The following is an 18,060-nucleotide window of genomic DNA, read 5'->3' on the forward strand; positions in this document are numbered from 1 at the left end:
CGGGCGTCATCACCGAATCGAGCGCCGTCAGGGGCGCAGAATCACGGAGCAACTGAAAGTATGAGAAGGGCGAAAATCGTCGCGACCCTCGGGCCGGCGACATCGAGCTACGACAACATCCGCGCGATCATCGACGCCGGTGTTGACGTGGCCAGGATGAACCTGAGTCACGGAAGCTACGACGTCCACGAGGGCGTTTACGCCAACGTGCGCAAGGCCGCGGACGACGCAGGCAAGCCGGTCGCCGTCCTGGTCGACCTGCAGGGCCCGAAGATCCGTCTCGGCAAGTTCGAGGCAGGCCCATACGATCTCGCCGAGGGCGACATCTTCAAGATCACCACCGAAGACATCATCGGAACCAAGGAGATCTCCTCGACCACGTTCAAGGGGCTGCCCCAGGACGTCAAGCCGGGCGACTTCCTGCTGATCGACGACGGCAAGGTGCGTGTCCAGGTCGTGGAGACCGACGGCACCGTCGTCACCACCAAGGTCATCGTGGCCGGTCCGGTGTCCAACAACAAGGGCATCAACCTGCCCGGCGTCGCCGTGAACGTCCCCGCGCTGTCCGAGAAAGACGAGGCGGACCTCCGCTGGGGCCTCAAGCTCGGCGCCGACCTCATCGCGCTCTCGTTCGTGCGCAACGCCGCCGACATCGAGCGCGTCCACGAGATCATGGCGGAGGAGGGCCGCAAGCTCCCCGTCGTCGCCAAGATCGAGAAGCCGCAGGCCGTCGACAACCTCGAAAGCATCATCGAGGCATTCGACGCGATCATGGTCGCCCGCGGCGACCTGGGCGTCGAGCTGCCGCTCGAGGCCGTCCCGATCGTGCAGAAGCGCGCTGTCGAGCTTGCCCGCCGCGCCGCGAAGCCGGTCATCGTCGCCACGCAGATGCTCGAGTCGATGATCTCCAGCCCCGTCCCGACCCGCGCGGAGACGTCCGACGTCGCCAACGCGGTCCTCGACGGAGCAGACGCTGTCATGCTCAGCGGCGAGACCAGCGTCGGCGAGTACCCGGTCATCACCGTGCAGACCATGGCCCGCATCGTGGAGTCGACGGAGGAGCACGGTCTCGACCGCATCCAGCCGCTCGGCACGCGTCCGCGCACCCAGAGCGGAGCGATCACCCTCGCCGCCGTCGAGGTCGCCGAGTTCGTCGAGGCCAAGTACCTCTGCGTGTTCACCGAGTCCGGCGAGTCCGCCCGCCGCATGTCGCGCATCCGGAACAAGATCCCGATCCTGGCCTTCACGCCGGAGGAGTCGGTCCGTCGCCGCATGTCGCTCAACTGGGGCGTCGAGTCGTTCGTCGTCGACCGCGTCACCCACACCGACCAGATGGTCGCCCAGGTGGACGAGGCCCTCAAGTCGACCGGCCGCGCCGTGAACGGCGACAAGGTCATCATCATTTCCGGTTCCCCTCCCGGAATCCCGGGAACGACCAACGACATCCGCGTCCACAAGGTCGGAGACGTCCTCTAGGTCAGGATCAGCGAACGGCCCCCGCTTCGGCGGGGGCCGTTCGGCGTTCTCCCGGCGCTGTCGGAGCCGCCACTTCCCACGGAGTTCGCAGCATCCGCGAGGGTTCGCCACGCCGCCACAGGCGTAGTCTCGAAGGCATGAAACGCCGTTGGGTCCGCTGGATGCCTGCAGTAGTCGTGCCCGCCGCCATCGCCGCGGGCGTCATCATCGCGCCGCTCGCCGCCGGTGCCGCCGACCTTCCGTCGAAGACGCCGGATGAGGTGTTGCAGCTCGTCGCGGCGAGCGACGTCAAGGCGTTCTCCGGCACGATCGAGCAGAGTTCCGATCTCGGGTTGCCGTCCATTCCGTCCACCGGGCCCGGTTCCGGCGCAGGTTCCGGCTCCAGCGCAGAGAGCGACGCTGCGAGCATCCTGGGGCTGCTGACCGGCGACCACACGGCCAAGGTCTACGCTGACGGGCCGACCAAGCAGCGGCTGCAGGTGCTCGACCAGCTGGCCGAGCGCGACGTGATCCGCAACGGGTCGGATGTCTGGCTGTACACCTCCACCGGCACCAAGGTCACGCACGTGACGGTTCCCGACCGCTCCGCCGTCGACTCGTCCGTGAAGTCGCCGGACCACCGTCAGCCCGACCCGGATGCGACCACCGGCGCGGCCACCACGCCCGCCCAGCTCGCGCAGCGGTTCCTGACCGCCGTCGACTCCAGCACCGCCGTCACCCTCGGCGCACCGCAGAAGGTGGCGGGACGCGACGCGTACGACCTCGTCCTCACCCCGAAGTCCACGGCGACCCTCGTCGGGTCGGTGTCGATCGCGGTCGACGGCACCACGGGCATCCCGCTGCAGGTGCAGGTGGATGCGCGCGGTCAGAGCACACCGGCGTTCCAGGTCGGGTTCAGCGACTTCAGCACCGCGACACCGTCCGCGAGCGTGTTCGCGTTCACCCCGCCGAAGGGGGCGACGGTCACCGAGCAGTCGCCGTCCGCGTCCGGCGAGAAGAAGGCGGGCTCCGGCACGCACCATAAGCCGACCGTCACGGGCAGCGGCTGGGATGCGATCGTGAGCGTTCCTGCCGGAGCGGTGCCGTCCGACCTCACCTCGTCTCCGCTGTTCGCGCAGCTCACCACAGCGGTGAGCGGCGGGCACGCGCTCAGCACCACCCTCGTGTCGGTGCTCCTGACCGACGACGGACGCGTCTTCGCCGGCGCCGTCCCCGTCTCGGCTCTGCAGGCCGCCGCTCTGCAGTCAGCCGGTCAGTGACGGACCCAGCCGCCGCCATCACGACGAGCGGCCTCACCAAACGCTTCGGTTCGCGCGCGGTGGTCGACGGCGTCGACCTGAGCGTTCCGCGCGGGTCGGTGTTCGGGTTCCTCGGGCCGAACGGCTCTGGCAAGACCACGACCATCCGGATGCTGCTGGGGCTGGTGTCGCCGTCGGGCGGAAGCCTCCGGCTGCTCGACCAGCCGATGCCGGAGAACGGCGGGACCGTGCTCCCGCGGGTGGGCGCCCTCGTGGAGGGCCCGGCGTTCGCGCCGTACCTGTCCGGCACGGCGAATCTGCTCCGCCGTGACTCCGCCGACCGGTTCGCGCCGTCGGCGACCAGGAGGGCGCGCGTCGCGTCTGCGCTCGACAGGGTCGGCCTCACCCACGCGGCCGGGCGGAACGTGCGGGCGTACTCGCTCGGCATGAAGCAGCGGCTCGGCATCGCGGGCGCCCTCCTCACCGATCGCGACCTGCTGATCCTGGACGAACCGACCAACGGCCTCGACCCGCAGGGCACCAGGGAGGTGCGCTCGCTCGTGCGCTCCCTCGCCGACGAGGGCAGGACGGTGTTCGTCTCCAGCCACCTGCTGGCCGAGATCGAGCAGATCTGCACGCACGCGGCGATCATGCGCACCGGGCGGCTGGTGGCACAGGGCTCTCTCGACGAGCTGCGCGGCGCGACAGGCCCGCGCGTGCGCGTCGAGACACCGGATGCGCGCGAGGCTGCGACCATCCTCACCAGGCTCGGGATCGCCCCGGCCACGGCCACCGACGGCGTGCTGGACGCACCGCTTCCCTCCACACAGCCGCCCATCGAAGACGTCGTGGCGGCCCTGGTCGCGGGAGGCGTCCGGGTGCGCGGCTTCGGGGTGCACGGTTCGACGCTGGAGGAACGGTTCGTGGAGCTCACCGGGGAGGGCTTCGATGTCGAGCAGTGAGAGCGTCGCGGCGCAGCCCGTGTCGATGGCGAACCGGGAGCGACCGGCGGCCGGCTGGTCACTGCTCTGGTCGGAGCTGTCCGTGCTGTTCCGCCGGTGGCGCACCTGGGCGATGCTCGCTGCTCTGGCGGCCATCCCCATCCTGATCGGCGTCGCCGTCCGGCTCTTCGGCCACGCGCGCCCAGGCAGGGGTCCGGCGTTTCTCGACCAGATCACCTCGAATGGCCTGTTCGTCGGCTTCACCGCTCTGGTGGTGTGCGTTCCGCTGTTCCTTCCGCTGACGGTCGGCGTCGTCGCCGGAGACACCATCGCGGGGGAGGCGAGCCACGGGACGCTGCGCTATCTGGTGATCGCCCCGGCCGGGCGGTTGCGCCTGCTGGCGGTCAAGTATGCGGGCGCCGCGGCGTTCTGCATCGCGGGGACCGCGATCGTGATCCTCGCTGGCACCGCGATCGGCGCGATCCTGTTCCCGGTCGGGCCGGTGACGCTGCTCTCCGGTGACCAAGTGGGGGCCTGGGACGCGTTCGGCCGGCTGCTGCTGATCGGCGCGTACGTGGTCGTCTCGCTGCTCGGGCTGTGCGCGATCGGGCTGTTCTTCTCGACGCTCACCGACGTGCCGGTCGGGGCGATGGCGGCGACGATCGTGCTCTCCGTCGTGTCGCAGGTGCTCGACCAGCTTCCGCAGCTCGACGCCCTGCATCCGTGGCTGTTCAGCCACTACTGGTTCGGGTTCGCGGACTTTTTGCGCGACCCGATCAGCTGGGACCAGTTCGGCAGCAATGCGCTGCTGCAGCTCGGCTACCTCGCCGTGTTCGGGGCGCTGGCGATCGGCCGGTTCACCACCAAGGACATCCTGTCGTAGCGGCTCCGAGCGCTACGGGATCGCCTCGGCGGTGGCTTCCAGGTCGGACGCAGGATGGTCGCGCTGCGTGGCGATGGTGACACCCGCGGCGACGCAGACCACCGCGATCCCGAGCAGCTGCACGCCGCTGAACCGCTCGTGCAATACCAGCACGCCGAACAGGGTGGCGATGGCCGGGCCGAGGCTCGTGATGACCGCGTAGAGCCGCGGGGTGATCCTGCGCAGGATGAACGTGTCGAGGCTGTACGGGATGGCGGAGGAGAGCACTCCGGCGGCCAGGAGCATCCCGATCACCGGCCAGTTCAGGCGGCTGTAGTCGACCACGACGAGTGCGATCGGCAGCAGGATGATCGTGGCGACGACGCTTGCGACGCTCAGCCCTTCGAGGCCGGGAAGCCGGGTGGCGACCCGGCGGGTGAGCAGGATGTACGCCGCCCAGCTCGCCGCGGCCGTGAGCGCCAGCACGACGCCGAGCGGGTCGATGGCGCCGTCGGTGCCGGTGAGCAGCACCACGCCGCCGGCGGCGAACACGGCGCAGATCACGTCGACCACCCGGCGAGAGCCGGCGAGTGCGAGCGCGAACGGCCCGAGGAATTCGATGGTCGCGGCGATCCCGAGCCCGAGGCGGCCGACCGCCTCGTAGAAGCTGAGGTTCATCGTGGCGAGCACCACGCCGAGCGCGATGGCGGGCCAGAGCCGCCGCCAGGTCAGCTCGGCGCGTTTCGGCCGGTAGAACGGCAGCACGGCGACGGCGGTGACGATCTGCCTGACCGCCACGACCACCACGGACCCGACGATCGGGATGAGCAGCCCGGCGATCGACGAGCCGAAGTTGATGCTGACCTCGGTCGCGACCTGGGTTCCAGCGCCGATCAGGCGGTCGCGTTTCGAGCTCACCAGACGAGCTTAGGCGGTCATGGACTCACGGAGAGCCGCATGATGGCGCGCGTGGCCGACGGCCGCCGGATCACCGCGAACCCGGCGGTCTCGAACAGTGAGACGGTGCCGTGGTACCGCTCGGCGGCGGTGAGCGACGGCCGCACTCCCGGGTCGACGGGGTAGCCCTCGATGACCTCCGCGCCGCGCGCGGCGGCGTGCCCGACCGCCCCGGCAAGCAGGGCGCGGGCGACCCCCTGCTTGCGGTGCTCGAGCCGGACCACGAAGCAGGTGACAGCCCACGGATCCTCCGGGTCGCCCGGCTGCCGCTTGGTGATCGGCGACCTCCGCAACCCGGGGTATGCGCTGAACGGCTCGACCGCCGCCCAGCCGACGGGCTCGCCGTCGAGCCGGGCGATCACCCCGGGCGAACCGGCATCGACGCTCGCGTGCAGCAGGTGTGTCTTCTCCTCCCGCGACGCCGCGTGGAACTGCGCTCCGGTGAGCTTGAACCACTGGCACCAGCAGCCGGAGGCGTCGCCGCGCTCCCCGAACACGGTTCGCAGTTCGTCCCAGGTCTCCGCGTCGACGGACTCGACGGTGATCGTCTGCTCTGACATGCCGCACACGTTACCGCGCGTGCAGCGCTCCGACCAGGATCGTCGGGTGCTCCACGTGCCCGAAGTGCCCGGTGGCCGGCACGACGACCGCGTGGAAGTCCGGGATGACCGCCGCAAGCCGGGCGTCGTCGTCACGGCCGACGAACACGTCCCTGTCGCCGTGCAGAGCGACCACCTGGCACCGGATGCGCGCCCAGCGCCAGGCCGCTGGATACGCGGCCGCGCACTGCATCGCTCGCAGGAATGCTCCAGGACGCAGGTCGCGGGCGAGCTCGTGCACAGCCTGTCTGTCCACGATCGTGAACAGCGGGGCGGCGAGCACGCTGAGCAGGCCGATCCGGTCGAGCGCGCGGACGAACCGGGCGGCGAAGGGGCCGAGCGCTGCGAGCATCCGGATGCCGACGGCGAGCAGTTCGAGCGGCGCGTAGTGCACGAGACGTCCGAGCGCGCCGAGCCGATCGCCGCGCGCCCCGAACGTCGTTGCGGAGACGAGCACGACGGATTCCGTGGCCATGGGCTCCCGCACCGCGAGTTCCAGCGCGACGAACCCGCCGAGGGAGTGACCGACGACGCGCCACCGGTGGTAGCCGAGAGCGCGCGCGACATCGCAGACCGCATCGGCGATGCCGCCGGTGTCGAGTGTCGCCAGGTCGGCGACGGGGGAGTCACCCCAACCGGGCAGGTCTGGCATGACGAGGTCGGCCACCGAGCCGCCGGACTCCGCGGCTGCGATGGCGGACCGCCAGGTCTTCCACGAGCCGGCGGCGCCGTGCAGCAGGATCGTCGCCGTGTGGGACTCGCGCGGCGTGTGGCGCACCACGACGGGTCCGAGCGAGGTGGCGACGGTACTGGTTTCCATGCCTGTTGTTCGGAGCGGAGGCCCCGTAGGATTTCGAGCGAGGGGAAGGAAACCTGTGACGACACCGACCACCACGCTCAGCCCGGACACTCTCGACCGATTGGATGCGTGGTGGCGGGCAGCCAACTACCTCTCCGTCGGCCAGATCTACCTGCTCGACAACCCGCTGCTGCGTGAACCGCTCACGCGCGACCACATCAAGCCGAGACTCCTCGGCCACTGGGGCACGACGCCCGGCCTGAACTTCATCTACGCGCACCTCAACCGGGTGATCCAGGAGCGCGACCTCGACACGATCTTCATCGCGGGGCCAGGGCACGGCGGGCCCGGCGTGGTGGCGAGCGCCTACCTCGACGGCACATACAGCGAGACGTACAGCGCCATCGACCAGAGCGTCGACGGGCTGCGCAGGCTGTTCCGGCAGTTCTCCTTCCCGGGCGGCATCCCGAGCCATGCGGCGCCCGAGACGCCCGGTTCGATCCACGAGGGGGGCGAGCTCGGCTACGCCCTCTCGCACGCCTACGGCGCCGCCTTCGACAACCCGGACCTGCTGGTCGCCGCCGTCGTCGGCGACGGGGAGGCCGAGACCGGGCCGCTCGCGACAGCCTGGCACTCCAACAAGTTCCTCGACCCCGTGCACGACGGCGTCGTGCTGCCGATCCTGCACCTCAACGGCTACAAGATCGCCAACCCCACCGTGCTCGCGCGCATCCCGGAGAGCGAGCTGTTCGACCTGATGCGCGGCTACGGCCACACGCCGTATCTGGTCTCTGGCGGCTTCGACGGGGAGGACCCCCGCGCGGTGCACGAGCGGATGGCCGAGACGATGGACGCCATCCTGGACCAGATCGCCGGGATCAAAGCTGCCGCCCTGGCCGGGGAGCTGACCGAGCGTCCGGCCTGGCCGATGCTCATCCTGCGCACCCCCAAAGGCTGGACCTGCCCGAAGGAGATCGACGGGCATCCGGCGGAGAACAACTGGCGGTCGCACCAGGTGCCGCTCGCGGATGCGCGGGACACCGAGGAGCACACGCGCCTGCTGGAGAGCTGGCTGGCGTCGTACCGCCCGGAGGAGCTGTTCGACGAGTCCGGCGCTCCCGTGCCGCTCGTGACGGCGCTGGCGCCGCAGGGTCACAGGCGGATGAGCGCCAACCCCGTCGCCAACGGTGGACTGCTGCGCAAAGACCTGCGGCTGCCCGACTTCCGCGACTACGCCGTGGAGGTGCCGTCGCCGGGCGAGACCGTCGCCGAGGCCACGAAGGTGCTCGGCGAGTGGTTCAGGGACGTGATGGCGGCGAACCAGGACGACTTCCGGCTGTTCGGGCCGGACGAGACCGCCTCCAACCGGCTGCAGGCCGTCTACGACGTGACCGGCAAGCAGTGGAACGCCGAGTACTGGCCGATCGACTCCGACAACCACCTCGTCCGCTCCGGCCGGGTGATGGAGATGCTGAGCGAGCACCAGTGCCAGGGCTGGCTGGAGGGTTACCTGCTCACCGGCAGGCACGGAGTGATCAACTCGTATGAGGCGTTCATCCACATCGTCGACTCGATGTTCAACCAGCACGCCAAGTGGCTCAAGTCGTCCAGGGAGATCGCCTGGCGGCGACCGGTGGCGTCGCTGAACTACCTGCTCAGTTCGCACGTCTGGCGGCAGGACCACAACGGCGCGTCGCACCAGGACCCCGGCTTCATCGACCACGTCGTGAATAAGAAGGCCGACGTCGTCCGGGTGTATCTGCCGTTCGACGCCAACACGCTGCTCTCCACCTACGACCACTGCCTGCGCTCGGTCGACTACGTCAACGTGGTCGTCGCAGGCAAGCAGCCGGCGCCGAACTGGCTGACCATGGAGGAGGCGATCGCGCACTGCACGCGCGGCATCGGCCTCTTCGACTGGGCGGGCACAGAGGTGGCGGGCGAGGAGCCGGACGTCGTCCTCGGTTGCGCTGGCGACATCCCGACCTTGGAAGTGCTGGCGGCGGCGTCGATCCTGAGGGACCGCATCCCGTCGCTGAAGGTGCGCGTGGTGAACGTGGTCGACCTGATGCGGCTGCAGACAGAGGGCGAGCACCCGCACGGCCTCAACGACCGCGCATACGACGCGCTTTTCACAACGGACAAGCCGGTCATCTTCGCCTACCACGGCTACCCGTGGCTCATCCACCGCCTCACCTACCGCCGTGCGGGCCACGACAACCTGCACGTGCGCGGCTACAAGGAGGAGGGCACGACCACGACGCCGTTCGACATGGTCATGCTCAACGACCTCGACCGGTACCACCTGGTGATCGACGTGCTCGACCGGGTGCCGGGACTCGCCGCCAGGGAGGGCGCCCTGCGCCAGGAAATGCAGGATGCGCGAATCGCCGCCCGCGAATACACGCGGGCGCACGGCGAAGACATCCCGGAGGTCGCCGAGTGGACCTGGGCGGGTGGGATGCGCTCGACCAGACTCGACACGACGGGCGGCGACAACGACTGACCCGCGCGGCGGCGGCCTCGTCGTCGTCCTCGTCGTCGGAGGCTAGAGCGGAGCCGCCGCGGTCGGGTCGACCACGGTCAGCTCGGCGATCTTCGCCGCGCGACCGTCGCCGGACGACCGGCCGGTGAGCCTGCGTCCGATCCACGGGAACACGTAGCGTCGGTAGTAGTCCGCCGTGCGGCGCGAGCGCGCCCCGGACGGCGCGTCTGCGACCTCCTCGACGCCCCACTCCGCCGGAACGGGCACGTCGAACGCGGTGAGCACGTTGCTCGCGACGCGCGCGTGACCGAGCACGTTCAGGTGCAGGCGGTCGGGCGACCAGTACCGGATGTCCCAGATCCGCTCGTCCGCCCAGTTGTCCACGAAGGTGACGTTCTCCAGCGGGAGGTGGCGGCGCACTGCATCCGCCAGCTCGTTGCCCCTGCGGCGCACCAGGCCGCCCAGCGGCAGGTGCGCCGACGGGTTCGCGCCGCTGAGCAGCAGCACGTGGATTCCCTCCGCGGTGATCCGCTTCGCCGCGTCCACCAGCTGGGTCGCCACCCCTTCGATGGAGACGCGCGGGCGCATGATGTCGTTGCCTCCGCCGTTCAGGCTGATGAGCTGAGGGTGCTGTGCGACGGCGGGAGGCACCTGTTCCTTGATCAGCGGGCCGAGTTTGCGGCCCCGGATGGCGAGGTTGGCGTAGCGGATCTCCTGGCCGTCCGCCGCGGCCGCCTGGGCGAGCCCGAGCGCGACGAAGTCCGCCCACCCCCGTGCGCGGCCGTCCGGCAGCTCGTCTCCGACACCCTCTGTGAAACTGTCGCCGATGGCGATGTAGCTCGTGAACACATCGCTACGCTACCCGCCTGCGCGTACGATGGCCGCCAACGGATGAAGGAGTCGAGAATGCCGAAGGTCAGCCCATTTCTCTGGTTCGACGACCAGGCCGAGCAGGCGGCGGAGTTCTACGTCTCCCTGTTCCCGAACTCGCGGATGCTGGAGGTGAGCAGGTTCGCATTGGATGCACCCGGTCAGGCGGCCGGTGTGTCGCGCGTCAAGTTCGTGCTCGACGGCGTTGAGGTGATGGCGCTGAACGGCGGGCCGATGTTCCCGTTCACGGAGGCGTTCTCGTTCGCCGTCTCTGCCGAGGATCAGGCCGAGGTCGACCGGCTGTGGGATGCGCTCACCTCCAGCGGCGGTGAGCCGGGGCAGTGCGGCTGGCTCAAGGACCGCTGGGGTCTCAGCTGGCAGATCGTGCCGGCCGCGCTCGATGAGTTGATCGGCGATCCGGACCCCGAGCGCTCCAACCGGGCGATCCAGGCGATGCTGAGCATGGGCAAGCTGGACATCGCCGCCCTGCGCGCGGCAGCAGACGGCTGAGCCGCTACTGGGCGATGAGCGCCTGCCAGCTCAGCAGGTGCTCCGCCGTGATCCCTCGGTAGCCGGCCAGCGCCGCGAGCTGCGTCCTGGCGATGGCCGCCTGCGTTTCGAGCGCGGTCGCCGTGTCGTCGCCGAACGTGTACTGCGGCCCGCCCGCAATGGCGGGGGTGTCCGTCTCGACGCCGACGGTGAACGGCACGGAGTGCGCCGCCGCGGCCGTCGCGGCCGGCAGCGCGAGGGCGACGATGCCGTCGTCTCCCGCGGCGTGGTCGGAGAAGGCGACGATCGCCACCGTGTCGACGTGGGGGAGCAGGCTGTCGAACGCCGTCGTTCCGCCGTAGGGCTTGGCGGCGAGCCACCAGGGCAGATCCGCGCCGATCGGGGTGCCGCCGGAGACGGCCCTGGCCGCCTCGAACATCGTGTTGAGCCGGGGGACGATCGTGCCGAGGTCCGGCTCGCCCCCGCCCGGCGTCGCCCACGGCTCGACATCGAATTGCACGGCGTCGAAGTCGGCGGTGGCGAGGGCGTCGTGGGTCCACTGCGCCGCGAGCTGCGGCTGCACCGCCCACTCCGGGTCGCCGCCGAGGGCGGAGACCGTGGTGACGCCGGCGGCGTGCAGGGCGTCGACCGCTTGGGGCAGCCAGCTCGCGAAAGCGCCCTCCTGGGGCGCCCACGGAACGGACAGGTACACGCTCGTGAGCTGGTGCGCGCTGGCGAACGCGGCCAGCGCATCCGGCTGGAACTGCTGCTGACCGAGGCCACGCGCATCCGCCGTTGGGTCGATGGGGTTGCCCCACGCCCACATGCTCGTGATGGCCGACGGCGCCGAACCCTCGGAGACGTTGGCGACGGCGTTCGCGGCGGTCGGCGCCAGCACTGTGGCCGCCAGAACGGCGAACCCCGCACCGGCGATGGCCGACCTCACTGCCCTGGATCGCACGCACACCCCTTTTCAGCCTCGCCGAATGACGATCGGTGCTGCAAATTCGGGTGTGCAACAGCTCCATTGTCGCAGGCGGAGCGGGGGACGCGCACCCTCAATCCGGGGTACATCGGATGCGGTGGGTCGCCCAATCCTGCGGCGGGTCCTGTGGGATGACGACGCTCGCGAGCATCCGGAGCCGCAACGTCCCGGTCACCCCAGGGCCGGCCGCACGTCCTTCACGATCGACTCCAGAATGCGCGCGTTGAACTCCACGCCCAGCTGGTTCGGCACCGTCACCAGCACGGTGTCCGCCGCCTGCACGGCCTCGTCGGCCGCCAATTCGGCGGCGATCTTGTCCGGCTCTCCCACGAAGCTGCGGCCGAAGCGGGCGAGGCCGCCGTCGAGGTGCCCGACCTGGTCTTTCGACTCCGCGACTGCGCTCGCACCGAAGTAGCGGCGGGTCTCGTCGTCGATGATCGGGATGACGCTGCGGCTCACCGAGACGCGGGGCTCGCGCTCGTGGCCGGCGACGCGCCAGGCGTCCCGGAACATCCGGATCTGCTCGGCCTGCAACTGGTCGAACGGCACGCCGGTGTCTTCGGTGAGCAGGGTGGAGCTCATCAGGTTCATGCCCTGCTCCGCCGTCCAGACCGCTGTCGCACGGGATCCTGCACCCCACCAGATGCGGTCGGAGAGTCCAGGGGAGCGCGGCTCGATCGGGAGGGGCTGGGAGACGCCGGTCATCTGCGGGTTCGACATCGCGATCCCGGCTCCGGCGATGGCGGCGCGGAACACCTCGGTGTGGCGGCGCGCCATGTCGGCGTCCGACTCGTCGTCGGCGGGCACGTAGCCGAACGACTCGTAGCCGCGCACCGCCGTCTCGGGTGAACCACGGCTCACGCCGAGCTGCAGTCTGCCGCCGCTGATCAGGTCGGCCGCCGCCGCGTCCTCCGCCATGTACAGCGGGTTCTCGTAGCGCATGTCGATCACGCCGGTGCCGATCTCGATGCGGCTGGTGCGTGCGCCGATCGCCGCGAGCAGCGGGAACGGCGAGGCGAGCTGCCTGGCGAAGTGGTGCACGCGCACGTAAGCGCCGTCGACCCCCACCTCTTCGGCGGCGACGGCCAGCTCGATCGTCTGCTGCAGGGCGTCGGCCGCCGTGCGGGAGACGGAGCCGGGGACGGGCTGCCAGTGGCCGAAGGAGAGGAATCCGATGCGTTTCACAGTGGTGTCAATGCTGTCCTCTCTGTGCCTATTCCGGCAAGGGGTGAGTATTCCGGTATCGGTGCCTCTTCGGGCAAAGGGGCTATCCCGATGCGCGGCCGCCCGGGTATCGTCGCAGCGTGGTCGACTGGTTGTGCGCTGCGTGCGCTGTGGAGTTTCCGGCGGGGGATACGCCTCCCGTGTCGTGCCCGATCTGCGAGGACGAGCGGCAATACGTGCCGCCAGGCGGGCAGCGCTGGACGTCATTGCAGGCGTTGCAGCGCGACGGGGAACGGGTCACCATCACCGAACTGGAGCCCGACCTGTTCGCGCTCCGAAGCGAGCCGAAGGTCGGCATCGGCCAGCAGAGCATGCTGCTGCGCACGCCGGAGGGCAACCTGCTCTGGGATCCGACGGGGTACGTCGACGAAGCTGCGGCTGCGGCCGTGCAGGATCTCGGCGGTGTCGCGGTGATCGCCTCCAGCCACCCGCACATGTTCGGCGCGCAGACCTCGTGGTCCCGGATGCTCGGCGACCCGCCCGTGCTGGTCAACACGGCCGACCGGGCCTGGGTGCAAAGGGACGAGTCGTGCCTCCGCAGCTGGGAGGGCGACGAGGAGGTGCTGCCTGGGGTGACGCTGCGCACCATCGGCGGTCACTTCCCCGGGAGCGCCATCGCGCACTGGGACCGGGGCGTCGTGCTGGCCGGAGACACGGTGTTCCCCGGTCCGACGCAGCGCTGGGTGACGTTCCTGCGCAGCTACCCCAACGACATCCCGCTGTCGGCCGCCGTCGTGCGACGGACGGCCGACCGGGTGTGCGAGAGCAGCTTCGACCGGCTGTACGGCAACCTCGGCAACGTGGTGCCACAGGATGCGCGGGAGGCGGTGCTCCGCTCGGCCGAGCGGTACATCGGCTGGGTCAGTGGGGCGTTCGACGACCTCACCTGACCGGGATGTGCGGAGATCGTCAGGCGAGGTACGGCGCGAGCTCGAACTCCAGCGCGGGCTTCGGCTTCGCGCCGATGATCGTCTTCACGACCTCTCCGCCCTGGAACACCTTCATCACCGGCAGCGCCATCGCGCGGTAGGTGGCGGAGGCCTGCGGGTTGTCGTCCGCGTTGATCTTCACGATGCTGATGCGGTCGGCGTGCTCCTCGGCGAGCTGCTCCAGGATGGGGCTGAGCGCGCGGCACGGGCCGCACCAGGGCGCCCAGAACTCGACGATGGTGGTTCCGGAGGCGGCGAGCACCGCATCCGGGAATGTGGCGTCGGTGACGGCGTTGAGTGTTGTCATGCGGCGAGGCTAAACCGTGACCTCAGGGTCAGAGTCAAGCTGTGCGAGCATGGAGTGCGGAGGTGCGCATGGAGACATTGACCCAGGAGCAGATCCGGGAGTCGTTCGTGAACTGTTCGAAGAGCGCGGCGGCGGAGTTGCCGCTGCCGCCGGGGATGCACGAGGTGGACTGGTCGAGGCGCGAGTACCTGGGCTGGCGCGACCCGCGCCTCCCGCAGCGCGGGTATGTCGTCGTGCCGACGGAGAACGGGCCGGTCGGCATCGTGCTGCGGGCCTCCGACGCGTCGATGCGGTCGCACGCCCCCTCGATGTGCGGGTGGTGCCAGGACGTGCACGTGACGCGCGATGTCTACCTCTACGTGGCACGCAGAGCCGGTCAGGCCGGACGCAACGGCGACACGGTCGGCACCATGCTCTGCGGCAGTTTCGAGTGCAGCGAGAACGTCAGGAGGACGCCGCCGCCCGCGTACGTCGGCTTCGACGCCGACACCGTCGTGGCGGACAGGATCGCCGGTCTCGCCGAGCGCGCGAGGCGCTTCGCCGCGACCGTGGTCGGCGCCCGCATCTAGCGCCATACTGAGCACATGAGTGACGGAACCAAAGCAGATCCGTGGGTGCTGAAGACGGCCCCTGGATCGAGCGAGTACACCATGTGGCGCGACGAGGAGGCCGACCCGCCCGCGCTCGTCTGCCAGGTGGGCTCGACCACGTTGAAGTATCACCTGAGCGCGATCGACGACCTCGCCGCCTGGCTGCGCGAGCAGGGCGACTGGGTGCCGCTCGGCGCCGCCGACGAGCAGAAGCCCGCCGCCGATGGGTCCGTCGAGGCCTGGGGACGCTCAGAGAGCAACCCTGTTGGCGGCTGGTACGGCCTCCGTAAGGGCTACCGGGGACGCTTCGGGATGTATCTGCCGCCGCTCCTGGAAGCCCTCGGTCTCGTCGAGCTCACCCACGACGCCCGGAACAACCGGGTGCGCGCGGTGTGAGCCCGACGGACCAGTGGACTACTTGACCACGTAGGTGTTCAGCTGGGCGGCGACCGCGACGCTGAGGGCGGCCGCGCCTCCCAGCACCACCACCTTCTTCGGCTTGAGGCGCTTCAGTTCTGCGACGATCGACGCCGGGATGGCCGTCGACTGGGTCAGCAGCACGGGGGCGTTGACGGCTCCGGCCACCGGGGCGCCGGACAGCGCATCCGGGTAGTTGGTGCCGACAGCCACGTAGACCGCGGAGACGCCGGGGGCGAAGTTCGCCTGAGACACCTTCGCGCTGGTGACGTACCGATCGTCGCCGGAGATGCGGGTGACCGAGCCGGTGGTGTACGACGCGAGGGCCGACGCGACGGAAGCGCCGATCGCGTCTGTGCCTCCCAGCACCACGATGCGGCCGGGCCGCAGGCGCTGCAACTCCGTCGCGACGCTCGGCGGAATACCCACCGACGTGACGAGCAGCAGCGGACCGCTGTGGGCGGAGCCGGCGGCGACGGAGGCGCCGGTCAGCGCGTCGGGGAAGTTCATCCCTGTCGCAATGTAGGCGACCGACTGGTTCGCAGCGAACACACTCCGCGAAACGGCGACGCTGGTCTCGAAGCGGTCGGAGCCCGCCAGTCTCGTCACCCCACCGGACGTGTATGCGCCGAGCGCGGACACAGTGGAGTCGGAGACCGCCGACGGACCGCCGAGCACGACGATCCGCGCCGGTTTCAGGCGTTTCAGCTCCGTGGCGATGACGTCGGGGACGCCGTACGGCTGCACGAGGAGGACAGGGCCGTGTTGCTTCCCGGCGGCAGGGCCTCCCGCCAGCGCGTCCGCATAGTTGTAGCCGGAGGCTACATACGCGACGGGCACGCCAGGCGCGAACGTCGCAGACAGCGCGGCACTCGTTCCGAACGCATCGGCGCCCGCGAGCCGGTTACCGAGCGCGAACGCCTGCAGGTCCTGCAGGGAGCCGTTGAAGACATCCTGGTCGCCGGGGAACGGGCCGACGCCGTTGGCGAACTGCCAGATCGTGTACGCGCTCCAACCCGCCGGAAGGGGCGGGGTGCTGATGTTGGAGTAGTTGGCGACGAACAGCGGGTACGAGCCGAAGCCGCCGTAGCCGCCCGTGCAGAGGTTCCACCAGTTGGTGTTGGTGTAGATGGCCGGGGCGCGCCCGGTCATCGCGGTGACGGTGTTGAGGAAGTCGGCGACCCAGGAGACCATCTGCGATGCGCTCAGGCCCCAGCAGGTGTTGCTTCCGCCGTACGGGTTGAACTCGATGTCGAGCAGCGGGGGGAGGGTGCGGCCATCCGCCGACCAGCCTCCGCCGTTCTGCACGAAGTACCTGGCCTGCGCAGCACCGGATGAAGTGTTCGGCGTGGCGAAGTGGTACGCGCCGCGAATGATCCCGGTGTTGTACGAACCGCTGTACTGCGACGAGAACTGGCTGCTCTTGTAGTCGGTCGACTCGGTGGCCTTGATGTACGCGAAGCGTCCGCCGTCGGCCCAGACCTGGGCCCAGTTGATCCCGGTCTGCCAGCCGCTGACGTCGAGGCCGCGCACGCCGGCGGGGAACACGGTCGCCGCCGAGCTGAAGGTGCGGGCCTGGCTGCCGGCGTCGGTGCCCTTCGCGGCGTCGGCCGCTGCTCCGTCGAGCGAGAACGTCGACCCCATCGTGTGGTTGCGTGTCGCGTTCATCTCCGCGAGCGACGGGTCGGGGACGACGGTGCTGTCCGCGGCGGATCCGGGCGCTGCGGGGGCGCTCGCATCCGGTGCGGGGGTGGGAGCCGTGTCGGTGGTGGGAGCCGGACTCGTGCTCGGCGTCGTCGGCTCTGCTGTCGGTGTCGCGGTCGGCGACGCCTCCGGAGCCTGCGTGGTGGTCGGTGTCGATGTGCTGGTCGGTGTGGTCGTCGGCTCGGGTGCCGCCGTGGCGGGGAGCTGCGCTCCGGCCACGACGAGACCGACCGTCGTCACGAGTGTGAAGGTCGTGGCAAGGCCGACCCTGAGCCTGGAACGCATGGTTGTTTCTCCCCTGACCGCCTGTCGGTGCGGTCCCAGGCAGACTAGTTGAGTATCCGCCGATCCACAGCCCTTACGCGCGGACTGTCTCCACATCCGCTCAGGGCGATCTGGGGGGCCCCGTGATTGTGCCGGTGGTGGGACTCGAACCCACACGCCCTCTCGGACAAAGCATTTTGAGTGCTCCGCGTCTGCCATTCCGCCACACCGGCGCACAACAACACCTGAACAATACCGTAGGCTTTTGTCCGTGACTGACCAGGAAGCAACTCCAACCGCACCACGGCGCGTCGTCGTCGCCGAAGACGAATCCCTCATCCGACTCGACATCGTCGAGATCCTCCGTGACAACGGTTTCGAGGTCGTCGGCGAGGCCGGAGACGGCGAGACCGCCGTCGCCCTCGCCACCGAGCTGCGGCCCGACCTGGTGATCATGGACGTCAAGATGCCCCAGCTCGACGGCATCTCGGCGGCCGAGCGCCTCTCGAAGGGGCACATCGCCCCCGTCGTGCTCCTCACCGCGTTCAGCCAGAAGGAACTCGTGGAGCGCGCGACCGAGGCCGGCGCCCTCGCATACGTCGTCAAGCCGTTCACGCCGAACGACCTGCTGCCCGCGATCGAGATCGCCCTCGCCCGCTACGCCCAGATCATCGCCCTCGAAGCCGAGGTGTCCGACATGGTCGAGCGCTTCGAGACCCGCAAGCTCGTCGACAGGGCCAAAGGCCTCCTCAACGAGAAGATGGGCCTCACGGAGCCGGAGGCGTTCCGCTGGATCCAGAAGGCGTCGATGGACCGCCGCCTGACCATGCACGACGTCGCCCAGGCGATCATCGAGCAGCTCGCAGCAAAGAAGTAGCACAGCCAAGAAGTAGCACTCAGACTCTCAGACAGACGAGAAGGGCG

At 69.7% G+C, this 18,060-nt stretch carries 18 protein-coding genes and 1 tRNA gene; 10 read left to right on the forward strand and 9 right to left on the reverse strand.

From position 1 onward, the window contains the following. Positions 1 to 60: 60 nt before the first annotated feature. From pyk to AC37TH_RS13055, 4 genes are all read left to right on the forward strand, one after another. The gene (gene pyk, locus AC37TH_RS13040; RefSeq protein WP_490764766.1) at positions 61 to 1,476 is read left to right on the forward strand and encodes a pyruvate kinase; all 1,416 of its coding nucleotides are present in this window, start codon (positions 61 to 63) and stop codon (positions 1,474 to 1,476) included. A 137-nt stretch (positions 1,477 to 1,613) separates the two neighbouring features. Beyond that, entirely contained in the window at positions 1,614 to 2,735 is a 1,122-nt protein-coding gene (locus AC37TH_RS13045; protein ID WP_490764767.1) for a LolA family protein, read from the forward strand. Next, on the forward strand, positions 2,732 to 3,676 hold the full coding sequence (locus AC37TH_RS13050; protein WP_490764768.1) for an ABC transporter ATP-binding protein: 945 nt from the start codon (positions 2,732 to 2,734) through the stop codon (positions 3,674 to 3,676). Before AC37TH_RS13045 ends, AC37TH_RS13050 begins: the two co-directional genes overlap by 4 nt. Continuing rightward, positions 3,663 to 4,538, forward strand: a complete 876-nt coding sequence (locus AC37TH_RS13055) for an ABC transporter permease (protein ID WP_490764769.1) — start codon at positions 3,663 to 3,665, stop codon at positions 4,536 to 4,538. The genes AC37TH_RS13050 and AC37TH_RS13055 overlap by 14 nt, the downstream gene beginning before the upstream one ends. 12 nt (positions 4,539 to 4,550) lie before the next feature. On the opposite strand, the gene AC37TH_RS13060 is transcribed toward AC37TH_RS13055, so the two are convergent. From AC37TH_RS13060 to AC37TH_RS13070, 3 genes are read right to left on the reverse strand one after another with little or no spacing between them, the layout of a single operon-like run. Next, entirely contained in the window at positions 4,551 to 5,435 is an 885-nt protein-coding gene (locus tag AC37TH_RS13060) for an EamA family transporter (RefSeq protein ID WP_490764770.1), read from the reverse strand. Positions 5,436 to 5,452: 17 nt separating this feature from the next. Continuing rightward, on the reverse strand, positions 5,453 to 6,034 hold the full coding sequence (locus AC37TH_RS13065) for a GNAT family N-acetyltransferase (RefSeq protein WP_490764771.1): 582 nt from the start codon (positions 6,032 to 6,034) through the stop codon (positions 5,453 to 5,455). A 10-nt stretch (positions 6,035 to 6,044) separates the two neighbouring features. After that, positions 6,045 to 6,893 carry an alpha/beta fold hydrolase gene (locus tag AC37TH_RS13070; RefSeq protein WP_490764772.1) on the reverse strand — a complete coding sequence of 283 codons (849 nt, stop codon included), beginning with the start codon at positions 6,891 to 6,893 and terminating at the stop codon, positions 6,045 to 6,047. On the opposite strand from AC37TH_RS13070, the gene AC37TH_RS13075 reads away from it, so the two are divergent. Next, complete coding sequence (locus AC37TH_RS13075) at positions 6,892 to 9,378, forward strand: phosphoketolase family protein (RefSeq protein ID WP_490764773.1); 2,487 nt, start codon at positions 6,892 to 6,894, stop codon at positions 9,376 to 9,378. The genes AC37TH_RS13070 and AC37TH_RS13075 overlap by 2 nt on opposite strands. 42 nt (positions 9,379 to 9,420) lie before the next feature. On the opposite strand, the gene AC37TH_RS13080 is transcribed toward AC37TH_RS13075, so the two are convergent. Beyond that, positions 9,421 to 10,206 (reverse strand): SGNH/GDSL hydrolase family protein, encoded by a 786-nt coding sequence (locus AC37TH_RS13080; RefSeq protein ID WP_490764774.1) that lies wholly within the window; start codon positions 10,204 to 10,206, stop codon positions 9,421 to 9,423. A 57-nt stretch (positions 10,207 to 10,263) separates the two neighbouring features. Between AC37TH_RS13080 and AC37TH_RS13085 the strand changes: the two genes are divergently transcribed. Further along, on the forward strand, positions 10,264 to 10,737 hold the full coding sequence (locus AC37TH_RS13085; RefSeq protein WP_490764775.1) for a VOC family protein: 474 nt from the start codon (positions 10,264 to 10,266) through the stop codon (positions 10,735 to 10,737). Positions 10,738 to 10,741: 4 nt separating this feature from the next. Here the strand turns inward: AC37TH_RS13085 and AC37TH_RS13090 are convergent, their stop codons facing one another. Continuing rightward, the gene (locus tag AC37TH_RS13090; RefSeq protein ID WP_490764776.1) at positions 10,742 to 11,677 is read right to left on the reverse strand and encodes a hypothetical protein; all 936 of its coding nucleotides are present in this window, start codon (positions 11,675 to 11,677) and stop codon (positions 10,742 to 10,744) included. A gap of 195 nt (positions 11,678 to 11,872) precedes the next feature. Then, on the reverse strand, positions 11,873 to 12,886 hold the full coding sequence (locus tag AC37TH_RS13095; protein WP_490764777.1) for an LLM class flavin-dependent oxidoreductase: 1,014 nt from the start codon (positions 12,884 to 12,886) through the stop codon (positions 11,873 to 11,875). Positions 12,887 to 13,065: 179 nt separating this feature from the next. Between AC37TH_RS13095 and AC37TH_RS13100 the strand changes: the two genes are divergently transcribed. Next, the gene (locus tag AC37TH_RS13100) at positions 13,066 to 13,815 is read left to right on the forward strand and encodes an MBL fold metallo-hydrolase (protein ID WP_490764778.1); all 750 of its coding nucleotides are present in this window, start codon (positions 13,066 to 13,068) and stop codon (positions 13,813 to 13,815) included. A 19-nt stretch (positions 13,816 to 13,834) separates the two neighbouring features. On the opposite strand, the gene AC37TH_RS13105 is transcribed toward AC37TH_RS13100, so the two are convergent. Continuing rightward, positions 13,835 to 14,161: a thioredoxin family protein gene (locus tag AC37TH_RS13105; RefSeq protein WP_490764779.1), complete on the reverse strand. Its 327-nt coding sequence runs from the start codon at positions 14,159 to 14,161 to the stop codon at positions 13,835 to 13,837. Positions 14,162 to 14,229: 68 nt separating this feature from the next. Here AC37TH_RS13105 and AC37TH_RS13110 point away from each other — a divergent pair, with 68 nt between their 5' ends. Then, positions 14,230 to 14,730, forward strand: a complete 501-nt coding sequence (locus AC37TH_RS13110; protein ID WP_490764780.1) for an FBP domain-containing protein — start codon at positions 14,230 to 14,232, stop codon at positions 14,728 to 14,730. Positions 14,731 to 14,745: 15 nt separating this feature from the next. Then, a complete protein-coding gene (locus AC37TH_RS13115) occupies positions 14,746 to 15,147 on the forward strand; it encodes a DUF6855 family protein (protein ID WP_490764781.1) in 402 nt (133 codons plus the stop codon). A gap of 18 nt (positions 15,148 to 15,165) precedes the next feature. Here AC37TH_RS13115 and AC37TH_RS13120 read toward each other — a convergent pair whose 3' ends face one another. Together AC37TH_RS13120 and AC37TH_RS13125 are read right to left on the reverse strand one after the other, a co-directional pair. Next, positions 15,166 to 17,157 (reverse strand): cell wall-binding repeat-containing protein, encoded by a 1,992-nt coding sequence (locus tag AC37TH_RS13120; protein WP_490764782.1) that lies wholly within the window; start codon positions 17,155 to 17,157, stop codon positions 15,166 to 15,168. A gap of 129 nt (positions 17,158 to 17,286) precedes the next feature. Then, positions 17,287 to 17,369: transfer RNA gene (locus AC37TH_RS13125), tRNA-Leu, on the reverse strand. A gap of 38 nt (positions 17,370 to 17,407) precedes the next feature. On the opposite strand from AC37TH_RS13125, the gene AC37TH_RS13130 reads away from it, so the two are divergent. Further along, positions 17,408 to 18,013, forward strand: coding sequence for an ANTAR domain-containing response regulator (locus tag AC37TH_RS13130; protein WP_490764783.1), 606 nt, complete (start codon positions 17,408 to 17,410; stop codon positions 18,011 to 18,013). Positions 18,014 to 18,060: the final 47 nt, after the last annotated feature.

It is taken from the genome of Leifsonia sp. McL0627 (genome assembly GCF_058244615.1).